This window comes from Roseovarius sp. 217, from assembly GCF_000152845.1.
Taxonomy (GTDB): domain Bacteria; phylum Pseudomonadota; class Alphaproteobacteria; order Rhodobacterales; family Rhodobacteraceae; genus Roseovarius.
Map to the genome: position 1 here is coordinate 1,263,658 of NZ_CH902584.1, position 22,018 is coordinate 1,285,675.

The 22,018-nt window shown below is 60.5% G+C and carries 26 protein-coding genes; 16 read left to right on the forward strand and 10 right to left on the reverse strand.

What is annotated here, in order from left to right; translation table 11 throughout:
- Positions 1 to 19 precede the first annotated feature (19 nt).
- The gene (gene ilvA / locus ROS217_RS06025) at positions 20 to 1,258 is read left to right on the forward strand and encodes a threonine ammonia-lyase IlvA (RefSeq protein WP_009816797.1); all 1,239 of its coding nucleotides are present in this window, start codon (positions 20 to 22) and stop codon (positions 1,256 to 1,258) included.
- Between the two features lie 3 nt (positions 1,259 to 1,261).
- On the opposite strand, the gene ROS217_RS06030 is transcribed toward ilvA, so the two are convergent.
- Positions 1,262 to 1,597 carry an Hpt domain-containing protein gene (locus ROS217_RS06030; protein WP_009816798.1) on the reverse strand — a complete coding sequence of 112 codons (336 nt, stop codon included), beginning with the start codon at positions 1,595 to 1,597 and terminating at the stop codon, positions 1,262 to 1,264.
- A gap of 158 nt (positions 1,598 to 1,755) precedes the next feature.
- Between ROS217_RS06030 and ROS217_RS06035 the strand changes: the two genes are divergently transcribed.
- Positions 1,756 to 3,021, forward strand: coding sequence for a PP2C family protein-serine/threonine phosphatase (locus ROS217_RS06035; protein WP_009816799.1), 1,266 nt, complete (start codon positions 1,756 to 1,758; stop codon positions 3,019 to 3,021).
- Here the strand turns inward: ROS217_RS06035 and ROS217_RS06040 are convergent.
- Positions 2,996 to 3,439, reverse strand: coding sequence for an NUDIX hydrolase (locus tag ROS217_RS06040; protein ID WP_040650382.1), 444 nt, complete (start codon positions 3,437 to 3,439; stop codon positions 2,996 to 2,998). The genes ROS217_RS06035 and ROS217_RS06040 overlap by 26 nt on opposite strands.
- A gap of 75 nt (positions 3,440 to 3,514) precedes the next feature.
- Here ROS217_RS06040 and hslO point away from each other — a divergent pair, with 75 nt between their 5' ends.
- From hslO to ROS217_RS06065, 5 genes are all read left to right on the forward strand, one after another.
- Positions 3,515 to 4,510, forward strand: coding sequence for an Hsp33 family molecular chaperone HslO (hslO, locus tag ROS217_RS06045; protein ID WP_009816801.1), 996 nt, complete (start codon positions 3,515 to 3,517; stop codon positions 4,508 to 4,510).
- Positions 4,488 to 5,090 (forward strand): CoA pyrophosphatase, encoded by a 603-nt coding sequence (locus ROS217_RS06050; RefSeq protein WP_050766418.1) that lies wholly within the window; start codon positions 4,488 to 4,490, stop codon positions 5,088 to 5,090. Before hslO ends, ROS217_RS06050 begins: the two co-directional genes overlap by 23 nt.
- The gene (locus ROS217_RS06055; protein WP_009816803.1) at positions 5,087 to 6,232 is read left to right on the forward strand and encodes a CCA tRNA nucleotidyltransferase; all 1,146 of its coding nucleotides are present in this window, start codon (positions 5,087 to 5,089) and stop codon (positions 6,230 to 6,232) included. Before ROS217_RS06050 ends, ROS217_RS06055 begins: the two co-directional genes overlap by 4 nt.
- 42 nt (positions 6,233 to 6,274) lie before the next feature.
- Positions 6,275 to 7,498, forward strand: a complete 1,224-nt coding sequence (locus ROS217_RS06060; protein ID WP_040650384.1) for a class I SAM-dependent RNA methyltransferase — start codon at positions 6,275 to 6,277, stop codon at positions 7,496 to 7,498.
- A 75-nt stretch (positions 7,499 to 7,573) separates the two neighbouring features.
- Positions 7,574 to 8,074 carry a L,D-transpeptidase family protein gene (locus ROS217_RS06065; protein WP_009816805.1) on the forward strand — a complete coding sequence of 167 codons (501 nt, stop codon included), beginning with the start codon at positions 7,574 to 7,576 and terminating at the stop codon, positions 8,072 to 8,074.
- Here the strand turns inward: ROS217_RS06065 and ROS217_RS06070 are convergent, their stop codons facing one another.
- A complete protein-coding gene (locus tag ROS217_RS06070; protein WP_009816806.1) occupies positions 8,075 to 8,590 on the reverse strand; it encodes a CAP domain-containing protein in 516 nt (171 codons plus the stop codon).
- Positions 8,591 to 8,760: 170 nt separating this feature from the next.
- Between ROS217_RS06070 and ROS217_RS06075 the strand changes: the two genes are divergently transcribed.
- Positions 8,761 to 9,363 (forward strand): L,D-transpeptidase, encoded by a 603-nt coding sequence (locus ROS217_RS06075; protein WP_040650386.1) that lies wholly within the window; start codon positions 8,761 to 8,763, stop codon positions 9,361 to 9,363.
- A 144-nt stretch (positions 9,364 to 9,507) separates the two neighbouring features.
- Entirely contained in the window at positions 9,508 to 9,696 is a 189-nt protein-coding gene (locus tag ROS217_RS06080) for a hypothetical protein (RefSeq protein WP_037247631.1), read from the forward strand.
- Between the two features lie 71 nt (positions 9,697 to 9,767).
- Here ROS217_RS06080 and hemH read toward each other — a convergent pair whose 3' ends face one another.
- Together hemH and ROS217_RS06090 are read right to left on the reverse strand one after the other, a co-directional pair.
- Positions 9,768 to 10,832: a ferrochelatase gene (gene hemH, locus ROS217_RS06085; RefSeq protein WP_040651163.1), complete on the reverse strand. Its 1,065-nt coding sequence runs from the start codon at positions 10,830 to 10,832 to the stop codon at positions 9,768 to 9,770.
- 60 nt (positions 10,833 to 10,892) lie between these two features.
- Entirely contained in the window at positions 10,893 to 11,711 is an 819-nt protein-coding gene (locus ROS217_RS06090) for a methyltransferase domain-containing protein (protein ID WP_009816810.1), read from the reverse strand.
- Between the two features lie 48 nt (positions 11,712 to 11,759).
- Here ROS217_RS06090 and ROS217_RS06095 point away from each other — a divergent pair, with 48 nt between their 5' ends.
- The 4 genes from ROS217_RS06095 to ROS217_RS06110 are packed head-to-tail and all read left to right on the forward strand — an operon-like array spanning position 11,760 to position 14,034.
- Positions 11,760 to 12,458: a ComF family protein gene (locus ROS217_RS06095; protein WP_009816811.1), complete on the forward strand. Its 699-nt coding sequence runs from the start codon at positions 11,760 to 11,762 to the stop codon at positions 12,456 to 12,458.
- 32 nt (positions 12,459 to 12,490) lie between these two features.
- Complete coding sequence (grxC, locus tag ROS217_RS06100) at positions 12,491 to 12,748, forward strand: glutaredoxin 3 (RefSeq protein WP_009816812.1); 258 nt, start codon at positions 12,491 to 12,493, stop codon at positions 12,746 to 12,748.
- A 5-nt stretch (positions 12,749 to 12,753) separates the two neighbouring features.
- Positions 12,754 to 13,584: a carbon-nitrogen hydrolase family protein gene (locus ROS217_RS06105; protein ID WP_040651166.1), complete on the forward strand. Its 831-nt coding sequence runs from the start codon at positions 12,754 to 12,756 to the stop codon at positions 13,582 to 13,584.
- Positions 13,585 to 14,034, forward strand: a complete 450-nt coding sequence (locus ROS217_RS06110) for a MarR family winged helix-turn-helix transcriptional regulator (protein ID WP_009816814.1) — start codon at positions 13,585 to 13,587, stop codon at positions 14,032 to 14,034.
- Here the strand turns inward: ROS217_RS06110 and ubiG are convergent, their stop codons facing one another.
- Complete coding sequence (gene ubiG, locus ROS217_RS06115; protein WP_040650388.1) at positions 14,035 to 14,781, reverse strand: bifunctional 2-polyprenyl-6-hydroxyphenol methylase/3-demethylubiquinol 3-O-methyltransferase UbiG; 747 nt, start codon at positions 14,779 to 14,781, stop codon at positions 14,035 to 14,037.
- A gap of 48 nt (positions 14,782 to 14,829) precedes the next feature.
- Between ubiG and pip the strand changes: the two genes are divergently transcribed.
- Together pip and zapE are read left to right on the forward strand one after the other, a co-directional pair.
- Entirely contained in the window at positions 14,830 to 15,807 is a 978-nt protein-coding gene (gene pip, locus ROS217_RS06120) for a prolyl aminopeptidase (protein ID WP_009816816.1), read from the forward strand.
- 4 nt (positions 15,808 to 15,811) lie between these two features.
- Entirely contained in the window at positions 15,812 to 16,873 is a 1,062-nt protein-coding gene (zapE, locus tag ROS217_RS06125) for a cell division protein ZapE (RefSeq protein WP_009816817.1), read from the forward strand.
- Here zapE and ROS217_RS06130 read toward each other — a convergent pair.
- A complete protein-coding gene (locus ROS217_RS06130) occupies positions 16,870 to 17,799 on the reverse strand; it encodes an ABC transporter ATP-binding protein (protein WP_009816818.1) in 930 nt (309 codons plus the stop codon). The two genes, zapE and ROS217_RS06130, sit on opposite strands and share 4 nt — an antisense overlap.
- A 74-nt stretch (positions 17,800 to 17,873) precedes the next feature.
- Here ROS217_RS06130 and ROS217_RS23425 point away from each other — a divergent pair, with 74 nt between their 5' ends.
- Positions 17,874 to 18,053: a zinc-finger domain-containing protein gene (locus tag ROS217_RS23425; RefSeq protein ID WP_009816819.1), complete on the forward strand. Its 180-nt coding sequence runs from the start codon at positions 17,874 to 17,876 to the stop codon at positions 18,051 to 18,053.
- On the opposite strand, the gene guaD is transcribed toward ROS217_RS23425, so the two are convergent.
- From guaD to xdhC, 3 genes are all read right to left on the reverse strand, one after another.
- Complete coding sequence (gene guaD / locus ROS217_RS06135; protein WP_009816820.1) at positions 18,005 to 19,426, reverse strand: guanine deaminase; 1,422 nt, start codon at positions 19,424 to 19,426, stop codon at positions 18,005 to 18,007. The genes ROS217_RS23425 and guaD overlap by 49 nt on opposite strands.
- A gap of 63 nt (positions 19,427 to 19,489) precedes the next feature.
- Positions 19,490 to 21,091 carry a hypothetical protein gene (locus ROS217_RS06140; RefSeq protein ID WP_009816821.1) on the reverse strand — a complete coding sequence of 534 codons (1,602 nt, stop codon included), beginning with the start codon at positions 21,089 to 21,091 and terminating at the stop codon, positions 19,490 to 19,492.
- 43 nt (positions 21,092 to 21,134) lie between these two features.
- A complete protein-coding gene (gene xdhC, locus ROS217_RS06145) occupies positions 21,135 to 22,016 on the reverse strand; it encodes a xanthine dehydrogenase accessory protein XdhC (protein ID WP_009816822.1) in 882 nt (293 codons plus the stop codon).
- Between the last annotated feature and the right edge of the window lie 2 nt (positions 22,017 to 22,018).

The following is a 22,018-nucleotide window of genomic DNA, read 5'->3' on the forward strand; positions in this document are numbered from 1 at the left end:
TTGCGGCACTGAGGCGGGCATGACCGAGTTTCAGGAAAATGCCCGCGCCGCAGAGGCGGCGATGCGCGCTGTGTTCGAGCCGACGCCGCTCCAGCGCAATGATCACCTGTCCGAGCGCTATGGCGCTGAGATCCTGCTCAAGCGCGAGGATCTGAGTCCTGTGCGGTCCTACAAGCTGCGTGGGGCGTTCAATGCGATGCGCAAGGTTCTGGCGGCGCGGCCGGACACAGCGACGTTTGTCTGTGCCAGTGCGGGCAATCATGCGCAGGGCGTGGCGTATATGTGCCGGCATTTCGGGGTCAAAGGCGTGATTTTCATGCCGGTGACAACGCCGCAGCAAAAGATCGGCAAGACCGAGACCTTTGGTGGCGATGCGGTGGCGATCCGGCTGACGGGCGACTATTTCGACGACACGCTGGCGGCGGCGCAGGCCTATTGCGCGCAGGTCGGCGGGCATTTCCTGTCGCCGTTCGATGATGAGGACGTAATCGAGGGGCAAGCCAGCGTTGCGGTCGAGATCGAGGCGCAGTTGGGCGGCATGCCGGATCATCTAATCCTTCCGGTTGGGGGTGGCGGGCTCTCGGCGGGGGTGCGCAGCTATGTCGGCGCGCGGGCCGTGCTGACGTTGGTGGAACCGGCCGGGGGCGCGTGCCTTGGGGCGGCGCTGGCGGCGGGCGAACCTGTGCGCCTGCGGCATGTGAATACCTTTGCCGATGGGGCGGCGGTGGCGCAGATTGGCGCGCGCACTTTTGCGCGGCTGGCGGATCTGGACCCGGCGCAGGCCATGGTGATCGAAGAGGACCGGCTCTGCACCACGATGCTCGAGATGCTCAATATCGAGGGGATCGTGCTCGAGCCTGCGGGGGCGCTGGCGGTGGATGCGCTCAAGGATCTGGGAGACGTGATCCGGGGCAAGACGGTGGTTTGTGTCACCTCGGGCGGCAATTTCGATTTCGAGAGGTTGCCGGAGGTCAAGGAGCGCGCGCAGCGGTTCTCGGGCGTGAAGAAGTATTTCATCCTGCGGATGCCGCAGCGCCCCGGCGCGCTGCGCGAGTTTCTAGAGATATTGGGACCGGAGGACGATATTGCGCGGTTTGAGTATCTCAAGAAATCGGCGCGCAATTTCGGTTCTGTGCTGATCGGGATCGAGACCACCCGGACCGAGAATTTCGAGCCGATCCTGACGCGGCTCGATGCGGCCGGGTTTGAGTATCGCGACATCACCCGTGATGAGGTGTTGGCAGAGTTTCTGATCTGAGCTTCAGGCGGCGATGACCCGGTCAAGACCGGAGAGAAACTCTGATTTTGAGTGGGCGTAGCATGACAGAATTTCAGGCAGGTTGATCGCGCCGTATCGACCGGCGGCAGCGGACTGTTCGCCCCGGTGGCAGAGATCAGAAAAGGCGGCAAAGCCGAGGTTGAGTGCGCTGCCCTTGAGAAAGTGTAAATGCCCTTCGAGGTGCAGATTGGGGCCGGTGTGGCGCAGTTTCTCGATTTCGGTATCCACTTCTTCGAGAAACAGGTCCACCACCTCGCCAAAGGCATCAGCCCCGATTTCGTCGCGCAGATCCTGAACGCGGTTCCAGTCGATCATCATTGAGCCTCCGATTCCTGCGGCAAGACTGCGGCCAAAGAGCTACGGAAAGTTTAATGCCGCCGGGAAAGCCGCGCGAATTTTAACATTCAGGGGCTGTTAAACTTTGGGCGGTTAGACAGGGTCAGGACAGGACAAAGGTGGCCCGGGTGCGATCACGAATGGAACAGGCGGCAGAGGCGGATGCGGGCGGCGGGGTGATCCGCCGCGTGCTCGTCGTGGATGACAGCCGCCTGCAACGGCGGATTTTAAGCGCGTCGTTGCAACGTTGGGGATTCGAGGTGCAGGAAGCCGATTCAGGCGACGCCGCGCTGATTCTGTGCCGTGATGAGCCGCCCGATCTCGTCATGAGTGATTGGATGATGCCGGGGTTGAGCGGGCTGGAGTTCTGCAAGAGATTCCGAGAGATGTCGCGCGATAGCTATGGGTATTTCATCCTGCTCACGTCCAAGAGTGACAAGGATGAAGTTGCGCTGGGCCTTGATGCCGGGGCAGATGACTTTCTGACCAAACCGGTCAATGCCGCGGAACTGCGCGCGCGAATTTCGGCGGGCGCACGGATCCTGCGGATGGAGCGCGAGCTAACCGAGAAGAACCGGCTGATCAAATCCACGCTCGACGAATTACAGACGCTCTATGATTCGCTCGACAGTGATCTGGTCGAAGCCAAGAAGCTGCAGCAATCGTTGGTGAGCGAGCGCTATCGCGATTGTGGCACGGCTGAGGTGTCCTTGATGCTGCAATCTGCCGGCCATGTCGGCGGTGACCTGGTTGGCATGTTTCCTATTGGGCATACACGCATCGGGCTCTACGGAATTGATGTGTCGGGTCATGGTATCAGTTCAGCGCTGATGACGGCGCGGTTGGCGGGGTATCTCTCGGCCTCGGTGCCGGAACAGAACCTCGCCCTGCGCAAGACGCGCGACGGTCGTTTCGTGGCGCGTCCCCCAGCGGAGGCGATTGCAATGCTCAATCGCTTGATCATGTCGGAGATGGAGACCGAGCATTACTTCACCCTCGTTCTTGCCGATGTGGATCTGGAAACCGGGCGCGTGATCCTGTCACAGGCGGGGCATCCGCATCCTGCATTGCAGCGTGCGGATGGAACGGTGGAGTTTATCGGGTCGGGTGGTTTGCCTGTAGGCCTGATTGATGGAGCAGAATTTCAGCAGTTCGAAGTGATGATGGCGCCGGGTGACAGGCTTCTGATTCATTCCGACGGGGTGATCGAATGCTCTGGTCGGTCTGGTGATCTGCTCCACGATGAGGGGCTGGCGCGGATCTTGCGGGATCTGCGACAGACGCGCGGGATGGCGTTTCTCGAATCTCTTTTGTGGAAACTGTCAGAGTTTGCGGGGGATAGTGACTTTAACGATGATATTTCCGCCGTATTACTGGAGTTCAAAGGCAGCCCGTTTCCCGGCTGACGAAATGCCGATCCCCGGCGTTGCCCAGATCGCGCGTCGCCTGTTGCGGTGTGATCCAGACTGGGCGATGCCCCGGCTCGCTGGGGGGGCCCAATCGGCGCACCGGATGAGCGCGGTAGATAATGCAGAGTTTTTCGGCCCAGAACCCGTATTCCGGCATATAGGTAAAGCGACGAAAGGCACCGAGCCTCTGAGGCCGGGCGATCAGCCAGCCGGTTTCCTCGAAAACCTCGCGGTGGAGGGCCTGGAGCGGCGATTCTCCCGGGTCAATACCGCCGCCGGGCAATTGCAGCTCTGGCACCGGGTCCGCCTGATGGGTGACGAGCAGCCGCCCGCGACGGGGCAGGATGGCATAGGCGCCCGGTCGCAAACGGTAGGCGATACCGGGTTCTGGCCTCTCTCCGAATCGTCTAATCACTTTGTGTCTCCCGGGCCTGACTTGTCCTGACGGTACAGTCGCGATATGCCAAGTCGAGACCCCAAAGGAAAGCCCATGACACTTGGACAGAGAATCGCTTGGGATGATACAATCCTGCCATTTCAGCTAGACCGCGCCGATATCCGTGGCCGCGTCGTGCGTCTGGACGGGGTGCTTGATGGAATCCTGAAACAGCATGACTATCCGCCTCAGGTCGAGGCGTTGATTGCCGAGATGGCGCTTTTGACCGCGTTGATCGGTCAGACGATCCAATTGCGCTGGAAGCTGTCCCTGCAGGTGCAGACGCGCGGTGCTGTGCGTATGATCGCCACCGATTATTATGGCCCGAGTGAGCCGGGTGAACCGGCCCGGATGCGCGCCTATGCCAGTTTTGACCGCGAGCGCCTGAGCCATGCGCGCCCATTTGATCAGTTGGGCGATGGCTATTTCGCGGTAATGCTGGATCAAGGTAAGGGCACCACGCCCTACCAAGGGATTACACCGATTGCGGGCGAGGCGCTCCGGCATTGTGCTGAGGCGTATTTTGCCCAATCCGAGCAGTTGCCAACGCGATTCGCGTTGAGTTTTGGCAAATCCACCGAGGCAGGCGAGGCGGAGCATTGGCGCGCGGGTGGCGTGATGCTGCAGCATATGCCCAAGGCGTCGCCCTTTGCCAGTGGTGGCGGATCGGGCGAAGGCGGGCTCTTGCAGGCGGAAGATATCCTGATGGGTGACGAGGCCGAGAACTGGAATCGCGCCAATGTTCTGCTCGATACGGTTGAGGATCTGGAATTGATCGGGCCGTCTGTCACGCCAACGGAATTGCTTGTGCGGCTGTTTCACGAAGAAGGGCCGCGGGTGTTTGACATGCAAGCGGTGCGGTTTGGCTGCACCTGTTCCGAAGAGCGGGTGCGCAGCAGCCTGTCGATCTATTCGGCGCGCGACATCGCCACGATGACCACCGACGAGGGCATCGTGACCGCAGATTGCCAGTTTTGCGGGGCGCATTACCGGCTGGACCCTGCGACAGTGGGGTTCGAGGCCAAGGATGGGACAGCGGACGGTGACTGACCCGCTCGATCGGGTGCTTTTGGCGCTGCGGGCCGAGCGCGCGCCGTCTTCGGATTATGATCTGAACCCAGGTGTCGTTCTGCCAGAGGGGCGCAAGTTGCGGTCGGCAGCCGTGTTGGTGCCTATATTTGAGGCGCGCGTGATCCTCACCAAGCGGTCATCAAAGCTCCGGCATCATCCGGGGCAAATCGCCTTTCCGGGCGGCAAACAGGATCTTGGTGATCCTGATATCACGACAACTGCGTTGCGCGAGGCGGAGGAAGAGATCGGGCTTGATCGTGGATTGGTTGAAGTTCTGGGGTTTCTGCCGCGCCATGAGACCGTGACCGGGTTTGACGTGACACCGGTTCTAGCACGGGTACATGGGCCATTTCGGCCCCGCGCCGAGCAGGGCGAGGTCGATGAAGTGTTTGACGTGCCATTGGCGCATTTGCTCGAATTGGGCCGGTATAGGGTCGAGAAACGCCGCTGGCGTGGGGATTGGCGGCGTTACTATGCGGTGCCCTATGGCCCCTATTATATTTGGGGCGCCACAGCGCGCATCCTACGCAACATGGCAGATTTGGCGGGACCGGAATGAAGGTTTCGGGGGCGTGGATCGAGGCCGAGGCGACACAAGCGGTCTGTCGCATGTTGAGCGGGGCGGGACACCAAGCGCTCTTTGTCGGGGGCTGCGTGCGCAATGCGCTCTTGGGTGAGACGGTTGCGGATATAGACATCGCGACCGACGCGCGGCCAGAGGTGGTGATGGACCTGGCCGCGGCGGCGGGGCTGAAACCGGTGCCGACAGGCATCGAGCATGGTACGATTACGGTGGTATCGAGCCACATTCCGCATGAGGTGACGACCTTCCGCGAGGACGTGGAGACATTTGGCCGTCATGCGGTGGTGGCCTTTTCCATGGATATTCACAGCGATGCGCGGCGGCGCGATTTTACCATGAACGCGCTCTACGCGCAGGCGGATGGCACTGTGATCGACCCGCTTGCGGGACTAGAGGATCTGCGCGCGCGCCGGGTGCGGTTCATCGAGAATGCCGATCAACGGATTCGCGAGGATTATTTGCGGATTCTGCGGTTTTTTCGGTTTCATGCCTGGTATGGCGACCCTGAGGGCGGCCTTGATGCTGACGGGCTAGCGGCTTGCGCGGCTAATCTGGATGGGTTGGCGCGATTGTCGCGAGAGCGAGTGGGAGCCGAGATGTGCAAGCTCTTGGGCGCACCCGATCCGGCGCGGTCGGTGGCGGCGATGCAGGCGGCTGGGGTGCTCAATGCGGTCCTGCCCGGGGCGGGTGCGCGCCCGTTGGCGCTATTGGTTCATCAGGAAACAGAGACTAACACGGCCCCAGATGCGATTTTGCGCCTTGCCGCGCTGGGGGGCGAGTCGGTAGCGGAGCGGTTGCGTTTGTCGAAATCGGACACAAGGCGGTTGGCGCATTTGCAAGAGAAGGCTGCAGGGCTGATGCAGGCGGCAGAACTGGGCTATCGGTATGGGGTCGAGGAAGGCCAGGCGATTCTGCTGTTGCGCGGTGCTTGGCTGGAGACATTGGTGAGCCCTGAGACCGCCGAGGACCTTAAAATGGGGGCAGCGGCACGGTTCCCGGTCGCGGCGACAGATCTTATGCCGGACTATTCAGGTCCGGCGCTTGGCGCACGATTGCAGGCGTTGGAGAGACGCTGGATCGACTCGCGGTTTGCCCTCAGCCGTGATGATCTGCTCTGAGTAGGCTTTCGTATGGCCGATTTGCAGGCTAAAGCCGCAGGTATGAGCGAGCATGACATCATACGGCTGGGCCATCAGGGTGACGGCATCGCCGAAGGCCCAGTCTTTGCACCGTTGACGCTGCCTGGTGAGCGGGTGTCCGGCACGCTGGTGGGGCAGACCTTGACCGAAGTGCGGATCGTGACGCCGTCGGCGGACAGGGTAACGGCCCCCTGTCGCCATTTTCGGTCCTGCGGTGGCTGTCAGGTGCAGCATGGCTCGGACGGGTTTGTCGCCGACTGGAAGCAAGACCTTGTGCGCTCGGCGCTGAGTGCGCATGGGATCACGCCCGAATTCCTGCCAATCCATGTGTCGCCACCGCAGTCACGGCGTCGGGCGACATTTGCCGCAAAGCGCACGAAAAAGGGTGCGATGGCGGGGTTTCATGCGCGTGGCAGTGATTTGATCATCGAGGTTCCCGACTGTCGTCTGCTCCATCCCGATGTGATTCGCGGTTTGGTGGTGGCCTCTGATCTGGCCGAGATCGGGACGAGCCGAAAGGCTGCGTTGGCGGTCAGTGTCACGCAGTCACGCGCTGGGCTTGACGTGGCGGTCATGGACGGCAAGCCGTTAGATGGGCCGCTACGGATCGCGCTGGCGTCACTGGCGGAGCGGCACGATCTGGCACGACTGGCCTGGGGTGATGAGGTTGTGGTGACCCGCCGTACTCCGGAACAGATGTTTGGCGCCGCGCGCGTGGTGCCGCCGTCCGGCGCGTTCCTGCAAGCGACCGCAGAGGGAGAAGCGGCGCTTTTGGCGGCAACAGAGACGATTCTAGCGGGCGCGCGCCGGATTGTTGATCTCTTTTCCGGGTGTGGCACCTTTGCCTTGCCGCTCGCTGAGCGTGCGCAGGTGCATGCGGTCGAGGGTGATGCGGCTATGCTTGCGGCGCTTGATGCCGGACGACGTGGGGTCGACGGGCTCTACCCGCTGAGCACCGAGGCAAGGGATCTCTTTCGTCGTCCGCTCTTGCCGGATGAGTTATCGCGGTTCGACGCGGCGGTGATTGATCCGCCTCGCGCCGGGGCCGAAGCGCAGATTGCGGAAATCGCCAAATCACGCCTGCGGTGTCTGGCCTATGTGTCCTGTAATCCGGTGACATTTGCCCGCGATGCGCGGGTTCTCCTGGCGGCGGGCTACAAGATGGGCCCGGTGCGGGTGGTGGACCAATTCAGGTGGTCGTCACATGTGGAACTGGTCGCGGGATTCAGGCTGAATATCGCGTGATTTCGTGAAAATTCTCTACCGCAAGGGCATTGGTTTGAGGTAAAAGAGTCGCGAGCAGTAAGCGGATCAAAAACAATGAAACTGAAGAGGCGCTTTGTGGTGATGGCGGGGCTATGTGCTCTGTCCGCCTGCGGCACAAATTCCAAATTCCGGAGCTACCGTGGCCCTGAGGTGACGCGAGTCATCGTTAACAAAGGTGAGCGCGAGATGTATCTGTTGCATCACAACAAGCTCCTCAAACGATACAAGGTCGATCTTGGGTTTGCCCCTGCGGGACACAAACAATTCGAGGGTGATGGCCGCACGCCCGAGGGCGAGTATGTCATCGACCGACGCAACCCGAACAGCTCGTTCCATCTGTCGCTGGGGATTTCCTATCCGAACGAGGCGGATATTGCCTATGCCGAAGCGATGGGCGAAACGCCGGGTGGGGATATCTTTATCCACGGCGAACCGAATGCTCTTGCCGTTCTCAGCCGGGATTGGACAGCAGGCTGTATCTCGGTCAAGAACCGAGAGATGGAAGATGTCTATGCAATGGTTCGCGACGGGACGCCGATCACGCTGACTGCGTGATCAGCTTCCCAAAATCATCGTCCACCAAATCTTGCCGCCCCGTTCCTGAAGCCATGAGAACCCCATCTTGCGCGCGTCGGGGGACAGGATCACGCGGCGCGTTCCCTCTTCTTCCATCCATGCGGCGAGGGTCTGAAGTTCGGTCTCGTAGGTTTCCGATATGGTTTCGCCCACCAGATTGCCAGAATAGCCGACGCGGCGAATACGGTCGATCGGCGACGATCCGTCAGAGCCGAAATGCCATGGCCGGTTCTGGACCGACATGTCGCGGGAATGAGTCGCGGCGGCAGCGGTGAGGGACGAATCGAGCGTGAGCGGCGGCTGGCCCGAGGCCTGACGCAGGGAATTCACCGAATCGAGCATGCGGAACTGAATTTCAGAGGTTTGGCCGGCGCTGATTCGGTAGACCCGCGGCAGCGGCTTTCCGTCAGAGCCTATTTGCGGCGGTGCCGGAGGCGCGGCGCAGGCCGAAAGAGCCAAAAGAGCCGACACCAGTAGAATATAGAGACGCGCCATGATCGAGAACCACCTGATATTTGTTTCAACATTCGCTTTAGCCCGGCTTGCGTTGCGATTCAAACCCACATGCGCGCTAGATTGCCTTAGGGGTGTTGTTTGATTTGCGACTGCGTCCTTCGCGCCATATATTGAGTCGATGACTGCTATGACCGGGTGGAGATACGCAAATGGCCTCAAACTCTCGCATTTCTTGGAATCGGCGTACGTTTCTGACGGGTGCCGCAGCATTGATGGGTGCGCCAGCCCTCGCGCAGAGCGTTGATAGTGACGGTACTGTCGAGATGGAGCGCGATATCGAGCAAACGCAACGTCGCAATATTTCGGGCTTCAGGATGCTCGATTGGCGACCGTATTTCTCGAGTCTCAACAATGGTGCGATTCTGGTCGATATCGATTCGCGCGCTGTGCATTTCTGGAGTGCGGATCAATCGGTCTACAAGCTTTATCCCTCATCCGTACCGCTGACGGAAGATTTGACTCGGCGCGGCCGGACCGCAGTGGTTCGCAAAGTCGAGGGGCCAAGTTGGCGTCCGACGCCATCCATGCTCCAGCGCAATCCGGAATGGCCTGCGTTTGTGCCGCCGGGACCAGATAACCCGTTGGGAACCCACGCCCTTTACCTCAGCTGGACCTATTACCGCATCCATGGCACGCATGACACTCGCAAAATCGGGCGCAGGTCATCTAATGGCTGTGTGGGGCTCTACAATGAACACATCGCCGAGTTGTTCAGTTTGACCAAAGTTGGCACGCAAGTGTTGCTAATTTGACGAGATTTAAGGGCTTCTTGCAGTATCCTCCGCAAGATACATTTGCATTTGACCATGTTTGCTGATTAGAAAAATCTACGAGGTTAAGTCTTGGGTGCTTGCCGTTGCGCTATGCAACGTCAGGCCAATATCTGGAGGATAATCATGAAGAAACTCGTTCTCGCTGCTGCCCTGAGCGCTGCCGCTTCGACCGCTTTTGCAGGTAACCTGTCCGAGCCCGTCATTGAGGCACCGGTTGTTGTTGAAGAAACCAATGCAAGCTCGTCCGCCGCTGGCGTGTGGGTTCCGCTGGTTCTGCTGGCAATTGTTGCTGCGGTTATCGCTGCTGACTAATTCGGCACCTGCACTACATGAAAGAGGCAGTGGGAAACCGCTGCCTTTTTTGTTTGCAGGACGCGGCGTTATCAGTCGAGCCAGCCCTTCAGGTTCGACTCGACGATAGATGACAGAGCCCGAATATGGGCGTCGTCATCATTGAGGCAGGGGATATAGGTGAATTTCTCGCCGCCGGCCTCTTCGAAACTTTCGCGAATTTCCTCGTTGATCTCTTCCAGCGTTTCAATGCAATCGGCGGAAAAGGCGGGGGCCATGACGGCGATGCGTTTCTTGCCGTCTTCGCGGGCCAGTCGCGCGACCTCATCCACAGTATAGGGCTTGAGCCATTCCTCGGGGCCAAAGACCGATTGGAATGTGGTCTTTATTTCGGTGTCGGTCCAGCCGAGCCGCTCCTTGAGCAGGCGCGTGGTTTTCTGGCACTGACAATGGTAGGGGTCGCCCTGCATCAGATAGCGTTTCGGCATGCCGTGATAGGACACGACAAGGATTTCAGGGCGCTGTTCGGCCGCGGCATAGGCGCGCTCGACCGATTGCGCGAGCGCCTCGATATAAAGCGGGTTCTGGAAATAGGGCTCGACCACGCGGGCGATGGGCTGCCATGTCTCATCCATCAGAGCGCGAAAGAACTGGTCATTCGCGGTGGCGGACGTGGCACCGGCGTAATGCGGATAGAGCGGGAAGAAGAGGATGCGGGTGCAGCCCGCCTCGACCATCTGGCGTACCTTGGATTTGGTCGAGGGATTGCCGTAGCGCATGCAGAAATCGACCATGACCTGATCGCCATAGCGCTCGTGCATCGACGCTGCCATCTTGGCGGTCTGGTCGCGGGTGATGGTCATCAGGGGGCTTTCGCCCTTCTCCTCATTCCAGATGGATTTGTAGGCATGCCCGCTGGTAAAGGGCCGCTTGGTCAGGATGATGAGCTGCAGGAGTGGCTGCCATTTCCACGGGCTATAGTCGATCACCCGGCGGTCGGACAGGAATTCGTTGAGGTAGCGGCGCATCGGCCAGTATGTATAATGATCGGGCGTGCCAAGATTGGCCAGAAGTACGCCGGTTTTCGCGCGCGGCACCTTGGGGTGATCGGCAGCGGCGTGTTCGGGGCGGGCGGCATTTTGGCTGGCATCGAGCATGGCGTGGGTCATTCCTGTAACCTCTTAGTCAGAGGTGACATATAGGCTGTGCTTGAAAGGTCAATCTTTCAGGGGTCTCTCGACGGCGCCCAGCGCATCCGCAAGCCGCGCGCTGGCTGATCCGGGGCGCAAGGGTTGGGGCTGACTGGCGTCTGGGGCCCAACCTGTGAGGAAAATCATCTCGAAGGTGGCGGGGATGCGCCCGTCGGCCGTGCCGAAGGCTTGTGAATATATGTCGCAGGCACGGAGCAGCACGTTGCGGCGCGAGAGCGTCTTGCGCCGAGCGCTCATTGCGTTGCTCTCACCCATGCCTCTGAGTTCGCGCATGAGAGCCATGGGGTTGGCGTAGCTGGTGGTGAGGGGCAGGGTATCGGCCACCGGCAGGGTGAGGCCTGCGCGCTGCATCAGTCCGCCCAGATCGCGAATCTCGGCCATGGGCAGGACGCGGGGCGAGAGGCCGCCGCTGATCTCTGCCTCAGCCTGTGCCAGCGCGCTGCGCAATTCGCTGAGCGTGGCACCGCCAAAGAGCGCCACGAGGAGCAGGCCATCAGGGCGCAAGGCGCGTCGAGCCTGAATGAGTTGGCCCACGGGGTCATTCGCCCAGTGCAGGCAGAGCGCATGAACGACCAGATCATGCGCGCCGGGGTCAAGTGTCAGCACCTCGTCATCGGATACGATGTGCGCTTCTGGCATACGGGAGTGCCAGAATTGCGGAAAACCCGTCACCACGGCGGGCGCGGTAAAGGATTTGTTAACCACACTCAGGCGATCCTCGACCTCAGCGGCGGCGATCTCATGCAGGAACAGAACCGGCGCGCACAGAGCGCGCTGGCGGTTCTTGTTCAGGGCGGTGCGGTCGGTCAGGGGCGTTTGGGTCATGAGGACGAGAATAGAGTGCTGACAGCGGCTTTTCAAACGGCGGTTCACATGATCTATCCGCCGCGCTGTACGCTCTGCGGGGCGGTGGTGGAGAGCGACTTTGGCCTTTGCGGTCCGTGCTGGCGCGATACGCCGTTTATTTCTGGTCTTGTCTGCGACACCTGCGGTGTGCCTCTGCCCGGTGAGGTGCATGCAGGAGCCGAGCATTGCGACGAGTGTCTGCGCATCGCGCGACCATGGTCAGAGGGCCGCGCGGCGATGCGCTATCACGAGAATGGGCGTAAACTGGTCTTGATGCTCAAACATGGAGACCGGCACGACGTGGTACGTCCGGCGGCAAAATGGATGGCGCGGGCAGCGCAGCCCCTGTTACGACCCGATACGCTGATTGCGCCCGTACCGCTGCATTGGATGCGGATGCTGTCGCGGCGGTTTAATCAATCCGCGCTGCTCGCGCAGGCCGTCGCGCGTGAGACCGGGTTGTCCTGTTGTCCTGATCTGTTGATTCGCCCCAAGCGCACGCAGACCCTCAAGGGAATGAGCGTCGAGGCGCGGCATGACATGCTCGCGGATGCGATCCGCGTGCATCCAAGGCATCGGGCGCGAATGGCAGGTCGTTTCATTCTGATTGTTGACGATGTGATGACCTCTGGCGCGACGCTTTCCGTCGCTGCACAGGCCTGTTTTTCCGCAGGTGCCGGGGAAGTGAGCATTCTGACACTGGCGCGCGCGGCCAAGGATGCCTAAGTTCGCGACAAAGCGAAACGGGATACCCAACCATGCAACCAGTCGAAATCTATACGTCGCCGCTCTGCGGTTTTTGTCATTCTGCCAAACGCCTCTTGCAAAAGAAGGGCGTGAACTTTTCTGAGATCAATGTTTTGGCTCAGCCTGCGCGCAAATCCGAGATGTTGAAACGGGCAAACGGGCGGCATACCGTGCCGCAGATCTTCATTGGCAGCACCCATGTCGGGGGCTGTGATGAGCTCTATGCGCTGGATCAGGCGGGCAAGCTTGATGTGCTTCTGCGCGGGTGAGGATGATGCGCACGGCCCTTCTTCAGCTCAACAGCAGCGATGATCCAGAGGCAAATCTGGCGATCACGCGGGCGATGATGGATGCGGCAATTGCGGATGGTGCCACATTTATTCTGACCCCAGAGGTCACGAATTGTGTCTCGGGCAGCCGCGCGCATCAGAAATCCGTGCTGCATCCGGAAGAGAGCGATCCGACGCTGGCGGTCCTCCGCTCGCGCGCGGCTGAGGTCAGTGTCTGGCTCTTGATCGGGTCCCTCGCGCTCAAGACCGACGATCCTGATGGGCGCTTTGCCAACCGCTCCTTTCTGATCGGACCGGACGGCGGCATTGTCGCGCGCTATGACAAGATTCACATGTTCGATGTGGATGTCAGCCCCGAGGAGACCTATCGCGAATCGGATGGGTTTCGCCCCGGAGACCGCGCGGTTCTGGCCGATATGCCGCTGGGCAAGCTGGGCCTGACGATCTGTTACGATATTCGCTTTCCGCACCTGCATCGCCGTTTGGCACAGGCGGGCGCGACTATTCTCACGGTTCCAGCGGCGTTTTCCCATGTCACCGGGGCCGCGCATTGGGAGGTGCTGTTGCGCGCCCGCGCAATTGAAACCGGGTGTTTCGTGCTGGCCCCGGCGCAAACCGGCACACATGCCGCTACAAGCGGCCGAACGCGTCAGACCCATGGTCATAGTCTGGTTGTAGCCCCTTGGGGTGAGGTTTTGGCCGATGGCGGCACGGAGCCGGGCATCGTGACGGTTGATCTTGACCCCGATGCGGTGGCACAAGCGCGCAGGCGCGTGCCTTCGCTGCGCCATGATCGAGCGTTTGACGGGCCCTGAATGACTGACACGACCAGCAATTCCCTCGCCGTGGCGCTCTTTAGCGAGATTCTCACGAATGAGCAGTTGATTCGAAATCGGCTGACGCGGGTTTTGCCCAAGGGCATGGAAATTTCGCATTTCTCGGTGCTCAACCATCTGGCACGGATTGGCGACGAGCGCAGTCCGGCGCAGTTGGCTAAAAGCTTTCATGTGACGCGTGGGGCGATGACCAACACGCTGTCTAAACTGGAATGGGCGGGGTATGTGCATATCCGCCCCGATTGGGACGATGCGCGGCGCAAGATGGTGGCGATCAGCCCCTCGGGCCGTCAGGCGCGCGATGCCGCTATGGCGGCGATCACCCCGATGGTGTCAGACCTGATTCGCGATCTGGGCGAGGACCGCGTGCGCGCCAGCCTGCCGGTGTTGCGCGAATTGCGGGCGCGGCTGGAGCCGCCAGGAACCTGATCAACCGGGCTTGACGCTCGCGGTCACGTAGTTGACGCTCATATCCCTGTCCGAGAGACGCCAGCCCCAAGTGATCGGGTTGAACACGAAGCCCTTGCGGTCCACCGGCTCGAATCCGGCGTTGCGCAAGAGATCGAAAAGCTCGTCCGGGGTGATGAACTTGGTCCAATCATGGGTGCCCTTGGGCAGCCAGCGCATAATATATTCGGCCCCAACGATGGCCATGGCATAGCTTTTGGGGTTGCGGTTGATGGTCGAGCAGATATGCAGCCCGCCCGGCTTTAAAAGCTGCTGGCAGGCCGTTAGATAGGTCTGCGGATCGGCCACATGCTCGACCACTTCCATGTTCAGCACGGTGTCGAATTGTTCGCCCGCCGCTGCCAGATCCTCGGCCGTGGTGTGGCGATAGTCGATGTCGAGGCCGGATTGCGCGGCATGGACCTGGGCGACGGGAATGTTGCGGGGGGCGGCATCGGCGCCGACCACGGTGGCGCCCAAACGCGCCATCGGCTCGCTCAAGAGGCCGCCACCGCAGCCAATATCGAGCAGGCGCAGCCCGGCGAAGGGTGCCTTGTCGCGCAGGTCACGGTCGAATTCCGCCGCGATCTGGGCGGTGATATAATCTAGGCGACAGGGGTTGAGCATGTGCAGGGGCTTGAATTTCCCGTTCGGGTCCCACCATTCAGCGGCCATCGCCTCGAACTTGGCAACCTCGGTGGGATCAATCGTGCTCTGAGCGGCTTGCATTCTGCTCTCCATATGCTCTTTTGGTCTCGCGGCTTATATAGGACATCCATGGACAAATTCTCAGGCCAAAAGAGCGCAGTGCAATATCTTCATCCCCCGGTCGAGCCCTTTGACCGGCAAATGCTGGATGTGGGAGATGGGCACAGCGTCTATATGGAGCAATCGGGCCGCCCCGATGGCCTTCCGGTGATCGTGCTGCATGGTGGGCCGGGGGGCGGGTGCAGCCCGGCGATGCGGCGTTACTTTGATCCGGCGGTCTATCGGATCATCCTGTTCGATCAACGCGGCTGTGGTCGGTCGCGCCCGCATGCCAGTGTCGAGGCAAATACAACCTGGCATCTGGTGGCCGATATAGAGCATATTCGCGCGAAGCTCGGTATCGAGCGATGGATCGTCTTTGGCGGAAGTTGGGGGGCGACGCTGGCCCTTATCTATGGGCAGAGCCATCCTGATCGAGTCTTGCATCTGGTTCTGCGCGGTGTGTTCACAATGACCGAGGCTGAATTGCACTGGTTCTACGGGGGCGGGGCCGGATCATTCTGGCCTGAAACCTGGGCGCGGTTCGTGGAGTTGATCCCGGAAGAGGAACGGGATGACCTGATCGCCGCATATCATCGGCGTCTTTTCTCTGGCAATCTCAGTGAAGAGGTCGCCTTTGCCAAGGCATGGTCCGCATGGGAGAACGCCTTGGCAACTGTGCATTCTACCGGCGTCGGTGGTGACAGCCCCGCCGATTATGCGCGCGCCTTTGCCCGGCTCGAGAATCACTATTTTACGCATCGCGGATTTCTGGACTACGATGGGCAGATCCTCGACCGGATGGGTCGGATAGGACACATTCCCGGCACGATCGTGCAGGGGCGCTATGATATGATCTGTCCTCCTGTGACGGCGCATCGATTGGCCGAGCGCTGGCCAAAGTCTGATTTGCGGATGATCCCGGTGGCGGGGCATGCCCTGTCAGAGCCGGGGATCAGTGCCGAGCTTGTGGGCGTGATGCAGAAGCTTGCCCGCATCGCACGGTAGGTTGATGGAATCCCTGCCTGATCTCTACGCCCGCCTCGTGGCTGATGGCACATTGACCCGTGATCCGGCGCAAGAGGCACTTTTGCCCGAATTTGAGCGGATGCGTGTCGCCGTGGCCGAGTTGCCGAGGAAGGGCTGGTTTCGCCGTTCGGCAGAGCCACCCAAGGGCCTCTATATCTGGGGCGGGGTTGGGCGTGGGAAATCCATGCTGATGGACCTCTTTGTTGAAACGCTGGAGGTGCCGAGCAGGCGCGTGCATTTTCACGCCTTCATGCAGGAAATCCATGCAGGACTGCATGCTGCGCGGGCCCGGAATGAGCAGGATGCGCTGGCCCCGGTGGCGGCTGATGTTGCCAAATCGGTCCGCCTATTGGCGTTTGATGAAATGCAGATCACTGACATCACCGATGCGATGATCGTGGGGCGACTCTTTGAGGCTCTGTTTGCGGCAGGCGTTGTGGTGGTCACAACCTCAAACCGCCTGCCCGACGATCTTTACAAAAACGGGCTCAACCGACAGCTGTTTCTACCGTTTATCGACCTGTTGAAAGAGCGGATGGTCATTCACGAAATGGTCAGCCCCACTGATTACCGGCAAGATCGCCTGACAGGCAGCCCAAGCTACTTTAGCCCGATCAATTCAGAGAGTCGGGCTGAGATAGAGACGATTTGGCAGGATCTGACAGGGGCGCGCGGCAGGCCACATACGATCATCGTCAACAAACGGGCGGTGGAAATTCCGGCGTTTCACAATGGCGTGGCGCGGGCCACATTCTATGATCTCTGCGGCAATCCTCTGGGTCCGGCGGATTATCTGGCTTTGGCCGCGGCGGCGCGGGTATTGATCCTAGAGAATATCCCGCAAATGGGGCGCAGCAATTTCAACGAAGCCAAGCGCTTTGTCACATTGATCGACTCTCTGTATGAGGCTCGCGTGCGGCTGATCTGTTCGGCGGCGGCGGTGCCGGAATATCTCTATATCGAGGGAGAGGGATCGTTCGAGTTCGAGCGCACCGCCAGCCGAATGCGGGAAATGCAGTCCGAAGGCTGGGGCAGGGAGGATTAGCGGCTCCGCGTCAGCTCCAGGAAAACATCCTGTAGATCCGCCTGTTCGGTTTTCACATCGCGAATGCTGATACCGGCGGCATGAACGGCGGCGAGCACCTCTTCGGCGGAGGTGGCACCGGATTTATAGGTGATCACCAGCGCACCATCGCCACGTTTCGTGACCGTCAGACCCTCAGCATGCGGCAGGGTTGCAAGCGGCTTGTCGGGTTGAATGATCATCGTTTTGTGATCGAGCCTGCCCAAGAGATTGGCGGTGCTGTCGCGTGCTACCACCTCTCCGAGATTGATAATGGCGATTTCGTCACACATTTCCTCGGCCTCTTCGAGGTAATGCGTGGTCAGGATGATCGTCATTCCCTGCCGGTTCAGTTGCCGGACATTCTCCCACAACATCTGTCGCAGTTCGATGTCTACGCCTGCGGTTGGTTCGTCGAGAACAAGAATATGTGGATGATGCACCAGCGCCTTGCCCAGAAGCAGCCGACGGCGCATGCCGCCTGAGAGGGTACGGGCATAGGCTTCGGCCTTATCTTCCAGCCCAACCAATCGTAAAATCTCGTCGCTGCGCCGCTCGCGGCGGGGGACGCCGTAAAGCCCCGCCTGCACTTCGAGCGCGCCGCGCGGGGTGAAGAAGGGATCAAGGTTCAATTCCTGCGGCATCACCCCAATAGAGGCGCGGCTCTGACGGGGGTTGCGATCCTGATCAAATCCCCAGATCGTCACCTGACCGGCAGTCTTGACCACAAGCCCGGCCAGAATGTTGATCAGTGTCGATTTGCCCGCACCATTTGGCCCCAAGAGACCAAAGACAGACCCCTGAGGGATATCGAGATCAATCCCCTTGAGAGCCAGTTTCTCTGGGCTATTGCGACTGCCGCCGTAGATCTTTGTCAGTCCGCGGATTTCAATGGCATTTGCCGCCATGCTGCTCTTGCCCCTTGGCTCGTGTTCACTCATATTCGGACCTAGTGGAAAGCACGGCAAAAGGAAACGCCTCGATGGTCACGCAAGCCCCGGAAACCCGCATTGTTGACAGTCATCGTGTCGCTTGCGACGGGGGTGAGGGCGCGCTGGGCCATCCCCGCGTCTGGCTGCAAATCCCGCATGAGACGGGGTTTGTCGAGTGCCCCTATTGTGATGCCAAGCTGGTCCACAAGGAGTTCGAGGGCAAGGCCTGACGTTCCCGAACTGTCCCTTGCGCATGCTGCGGAAGCCTTCGATGCCGGCGCGAGAGCCGTTGTTCGGCTGCCGTTTCCAGAACCGATTTGGCGGCAACTCCGGCGATATAGACCTCCTCGACGGCGCGGTCGTCTCCCATCATCTGTAACACGAAGAGTTCCTCTGCAAGGGTGTCTGCGCGGTCCATGCGCAGAGCCATGGCCGATGTGCTGCGTGCGTTCAACACGACGATATCTGCCTCTGTTCCCGGTTCCAGCGTCCCAATCCTGTCTTCCAGCCCGAGCACGCAGGCATTGCCCCGGGTGATCCAGTGAAAGGCCTGAAGTGGATGCAGCGCATGCCCCCGCAATTGCAACACCTTGTAGCCTTCGTTGAGGGTCTGAAGCATGGAATAACTGGTCCCGGCACCGACATCGGTGGCGATCCCGTTCGTGATTCCGCGCGCGCGGAGTCCCGCATCGTCAAAGAGCCCACTGCCCAGAAACAGGTTAGAGGTTGGACAGAAGATTGGATGCGCCCCGGTCTCTGCGAGGGATGCGATTTCGCGCTCCTCAAGGTGGATCGCGTGGCCAAGCAGCGTCTTAGGTCCGAGCAGGCCGAACGACCCATACACGTCGAGATAGTCGCGGGCGTTTGGATAGAGCTGTGCGGTATAGGCGATTTCGTCCTTGTTCTCGGAAAGATGGGTCTGAATATGGCAGTCTGGATTTTCGCGCGCGAGTACCTGCGCCATCTCCATCTGCTCCGGCGTCGACGTGATCGCGAAGCGCGGTGAAAGCACATAGCCATTCCGGCCCTTGCCATGCCAGTCGGTGATCAGCGCCTTGCTGTCGTCATAGCCGCTTTGCGGCGTGTCGCGCAGCCCGTCAGGCGCATTGCGATCCATCAGAACCTTGCCGCCAAGCATCCGCATGTTGCGCCGCGTGGCTTCGGCGAAGAACGCCTCTGCCGAGGTTTTGTGCACCGAGCAGAAGGCGACAGCGGTGGTGGTGCCATGGGTGATCACCTGATCAAAGAACGCCGCCGCCATGGCATCGCTATGCGCGCCAGAGGCGAAACGGGTTTCTTCCGGGAAGGTGTAATTGTTGAGCCAGTCCAGAAGTTGCGCACCCCAAGAGGCGATCACCTGAATCTGCGGAAAATGGATATGCAGGTCAATGAACCCAGCCATCATCAGGTGCGGGCGGTGATCTATCACCGGCACGCCCTCGGACTGTGCGCTCACTTCGGTGAACTGGCCCATCTGCTTGATGAAGCCGTCCTCAATCAGCAATCCCGCATCCTCGAGATAGGTATAGGCCCGGTCATCGTCGGCGCTTTGCGGCGCGCGGTGGAAGGTCAACAGGCGGCCGCGAAGCAAGGTCTTTGTCATGGCAGGTCTCATTATGCGAAGGAAGGTTATGGGGGCGGCCAAACGGCCGCACCCCGCTCTGGGTCACGCCTGTCGTGCTGGCGTGTCGTGGTCGATCATGTCAGGCTCATCGGGGACGATGATCCGATGTAGCAAATCCTCTTTGGGCGCGAGCGCCGGGTAGATGGAGAGGAACGCGCCGATGATCAGATAGCCCGTCGTGATCCCGTCAAGCTGTGGCATTTGCAGGGTGTGAGAATGGATCACCCCGACAGAACTGAGCGCCGCAGCCGCGATGGCAAACGCTCCAGCCATCCGAAAGCGCGCATCAATCACGTCCGCCACGATGGCCCCCCAGACCAAACCGGTGATGATCGCCCCTTGGCTGAGCGCCAGATGACCCTCGAAATGCGCCCCCTCCATGAGCATCGCGGCGGTGAGGTTCTCGTCGCCCAGCGCGGGCAGGCCCTCGACTCCGGTGCTGCGCAGCGCGTTCATGAGCGAGCCCCATTTCACCACCAGGAAGCCAGAAATATGCGGCAGGATCGCAAAGGTCACTGCGGCCATATGCATGGGCTTGACCGCCCAGGCCGTGTTGGTGATCAGGCTCACCGAAACAAAGACCAGCACAGGCGCGGCAGCAGCAAGCGGGATCAACGCCGCGAGAAAAGAGAGAAAGCCAAGAAACGCTGCTGCCCCAATGACGAAGGCCACGCCGACGATATACCCGGCATGGGCGTCGAGACGCTTGTACGCGGGATGGCCGATATAGACCGTGGTCGGAAAGGGCGAGCCGAACACCGCACCGATCATCGTACCCACGCCATCTGTGATCTGACAGAGCCCAACCGGATAGCTGTCTCCGGCGGCTTCGGCGGATTCAACGTTGTTCATTGTCTCGATGAAATTGTAGATCTGCACCGGAATCAGTACGAGGAACAACTCGGGATTGGCGAAGAGATACTGTACCCCGACAATCAGGTCGCCGAAATAGGGCAAAGGCGGGTAAAAGCCCACACCGCTCAGGTCGATGCGGGACTCGCCCAAGAAAATCCCGATTACGGTGCCGACAACAATGGCCACCAGACCCGCGGGGACGTTGCCCGGCAAGCGAAAGCGCCCGATCAACCCCCAGAGGATGAACAAGAGCGCGGCAAAGCCGATCACCGGATGCTCGAAAATCTCGGCCAGCGGCACGGAGCCGATGAACACCAGCGCAATGCCGCAAAGCGTACCCAGCATTCCGGCACGTGGGGTGATCCGCTTGAGAAACGGGCCGACAATGGCCCCCATTGCCGCGACGATACCTCCGATGAAGCCCGCCCCGATTCCGACTTGCCAAGCCAGCAGTGGATCCTGCGTGGCCCAATAGATCGGCCCGATCACGCCAAAGAGATAGACGAACATCACCGGCGTCGAGATGCCGTAAGGCAGCGCGGTGACATCCTTTTGTTGTTTCTGAGCCGTCCATTTTGCGAGCCAGGTGTACACCGCAACGCCGGCCAGAATGGCGATTGCCGCGCCGGGCACGATCCGTCCAAAGACGATCTCTGCGGGCATCTGGAACACGAACTGACAGATCCCAGACAGGATCAGCAGGTTGACGAGATTGTCTGTAAAAAGTGCCCAGAAGGCACTAAAATCGCTGCTCGTGAACAGCTTGTAGTTGTAACTCCTCCCGTCCATGACGGTCTCCTCCTCTGATAGGACCGGCCCAGCCTGACGACTGTCAGGCCAATTTCCCCTCCCGGTCGTCCTTGTGCCCCAAATGGGGCGCATCCTTGGCCCCGGCGGGGGCGATCGCGGCAGTGTCAGAGGTCAATTCAGCGATCACCTCGGCCACCACGAAGGCGGCGATGACGCTGGGCCGCTTGTCGCGGCTACCGCGTGCCCCGATGGGGCAATTCAGATCGTCGATGGGTTGTCCGTCACAATGCCGCTGCGCCCATTTCCCAAACTTGGCGCGCTTGCTGGCTGAGCCGATCATGCCGATATAGGCTGCATCGCCCCGGCTCAGCGCTGCGGCTGTCAGCAGGAAATCAAGGCCGTGATCATGGGTCAGAACGATATAGGCGCTTCCCGCTGGCGCGGTGGCAATCGCGGCTTCAGGCAGGACACTCACTTGCATCTCCACCGCTGCAGTGCAGAGCGCTATCTCTTCGGGGCGCGTGTCGATGAGCAGGCAGCGCACCGGCAAGTGCTGAAATTGGTTGGCGAGCGCCCGTCCGACATGGCCGGCGCCCAAAACATAGACATGTGGGAGGGCTGCATCACGCTGAGTTACCCGCTCCTCGGCGGCGCGCTTATCAGAGAGCCGCATGCGGTTGAGCCCAAGCTCGACACGCCCGCCGCAACATTGCCCGATCTCGGGACCAAGAGGCAGATCGAGTGCCTTGGTCAGGACATCTTCGCGCAGCATCGCGCGGGCCGCGTCGATGGCGCGAAACTCCATCTGCCCGCCGCCAATCGTGCCCCAGAGTGCATTGGCGGCGACAAACATCTCGGTTCCCTCATTCCGAGGGGACGAGCCGCGCACCCGTGTCAGAACAACCCGGATGACCGAGACCTGAGCGGCGAAAAATGCACGCAGCGAAGGGGCGGAAGCGGCCATGG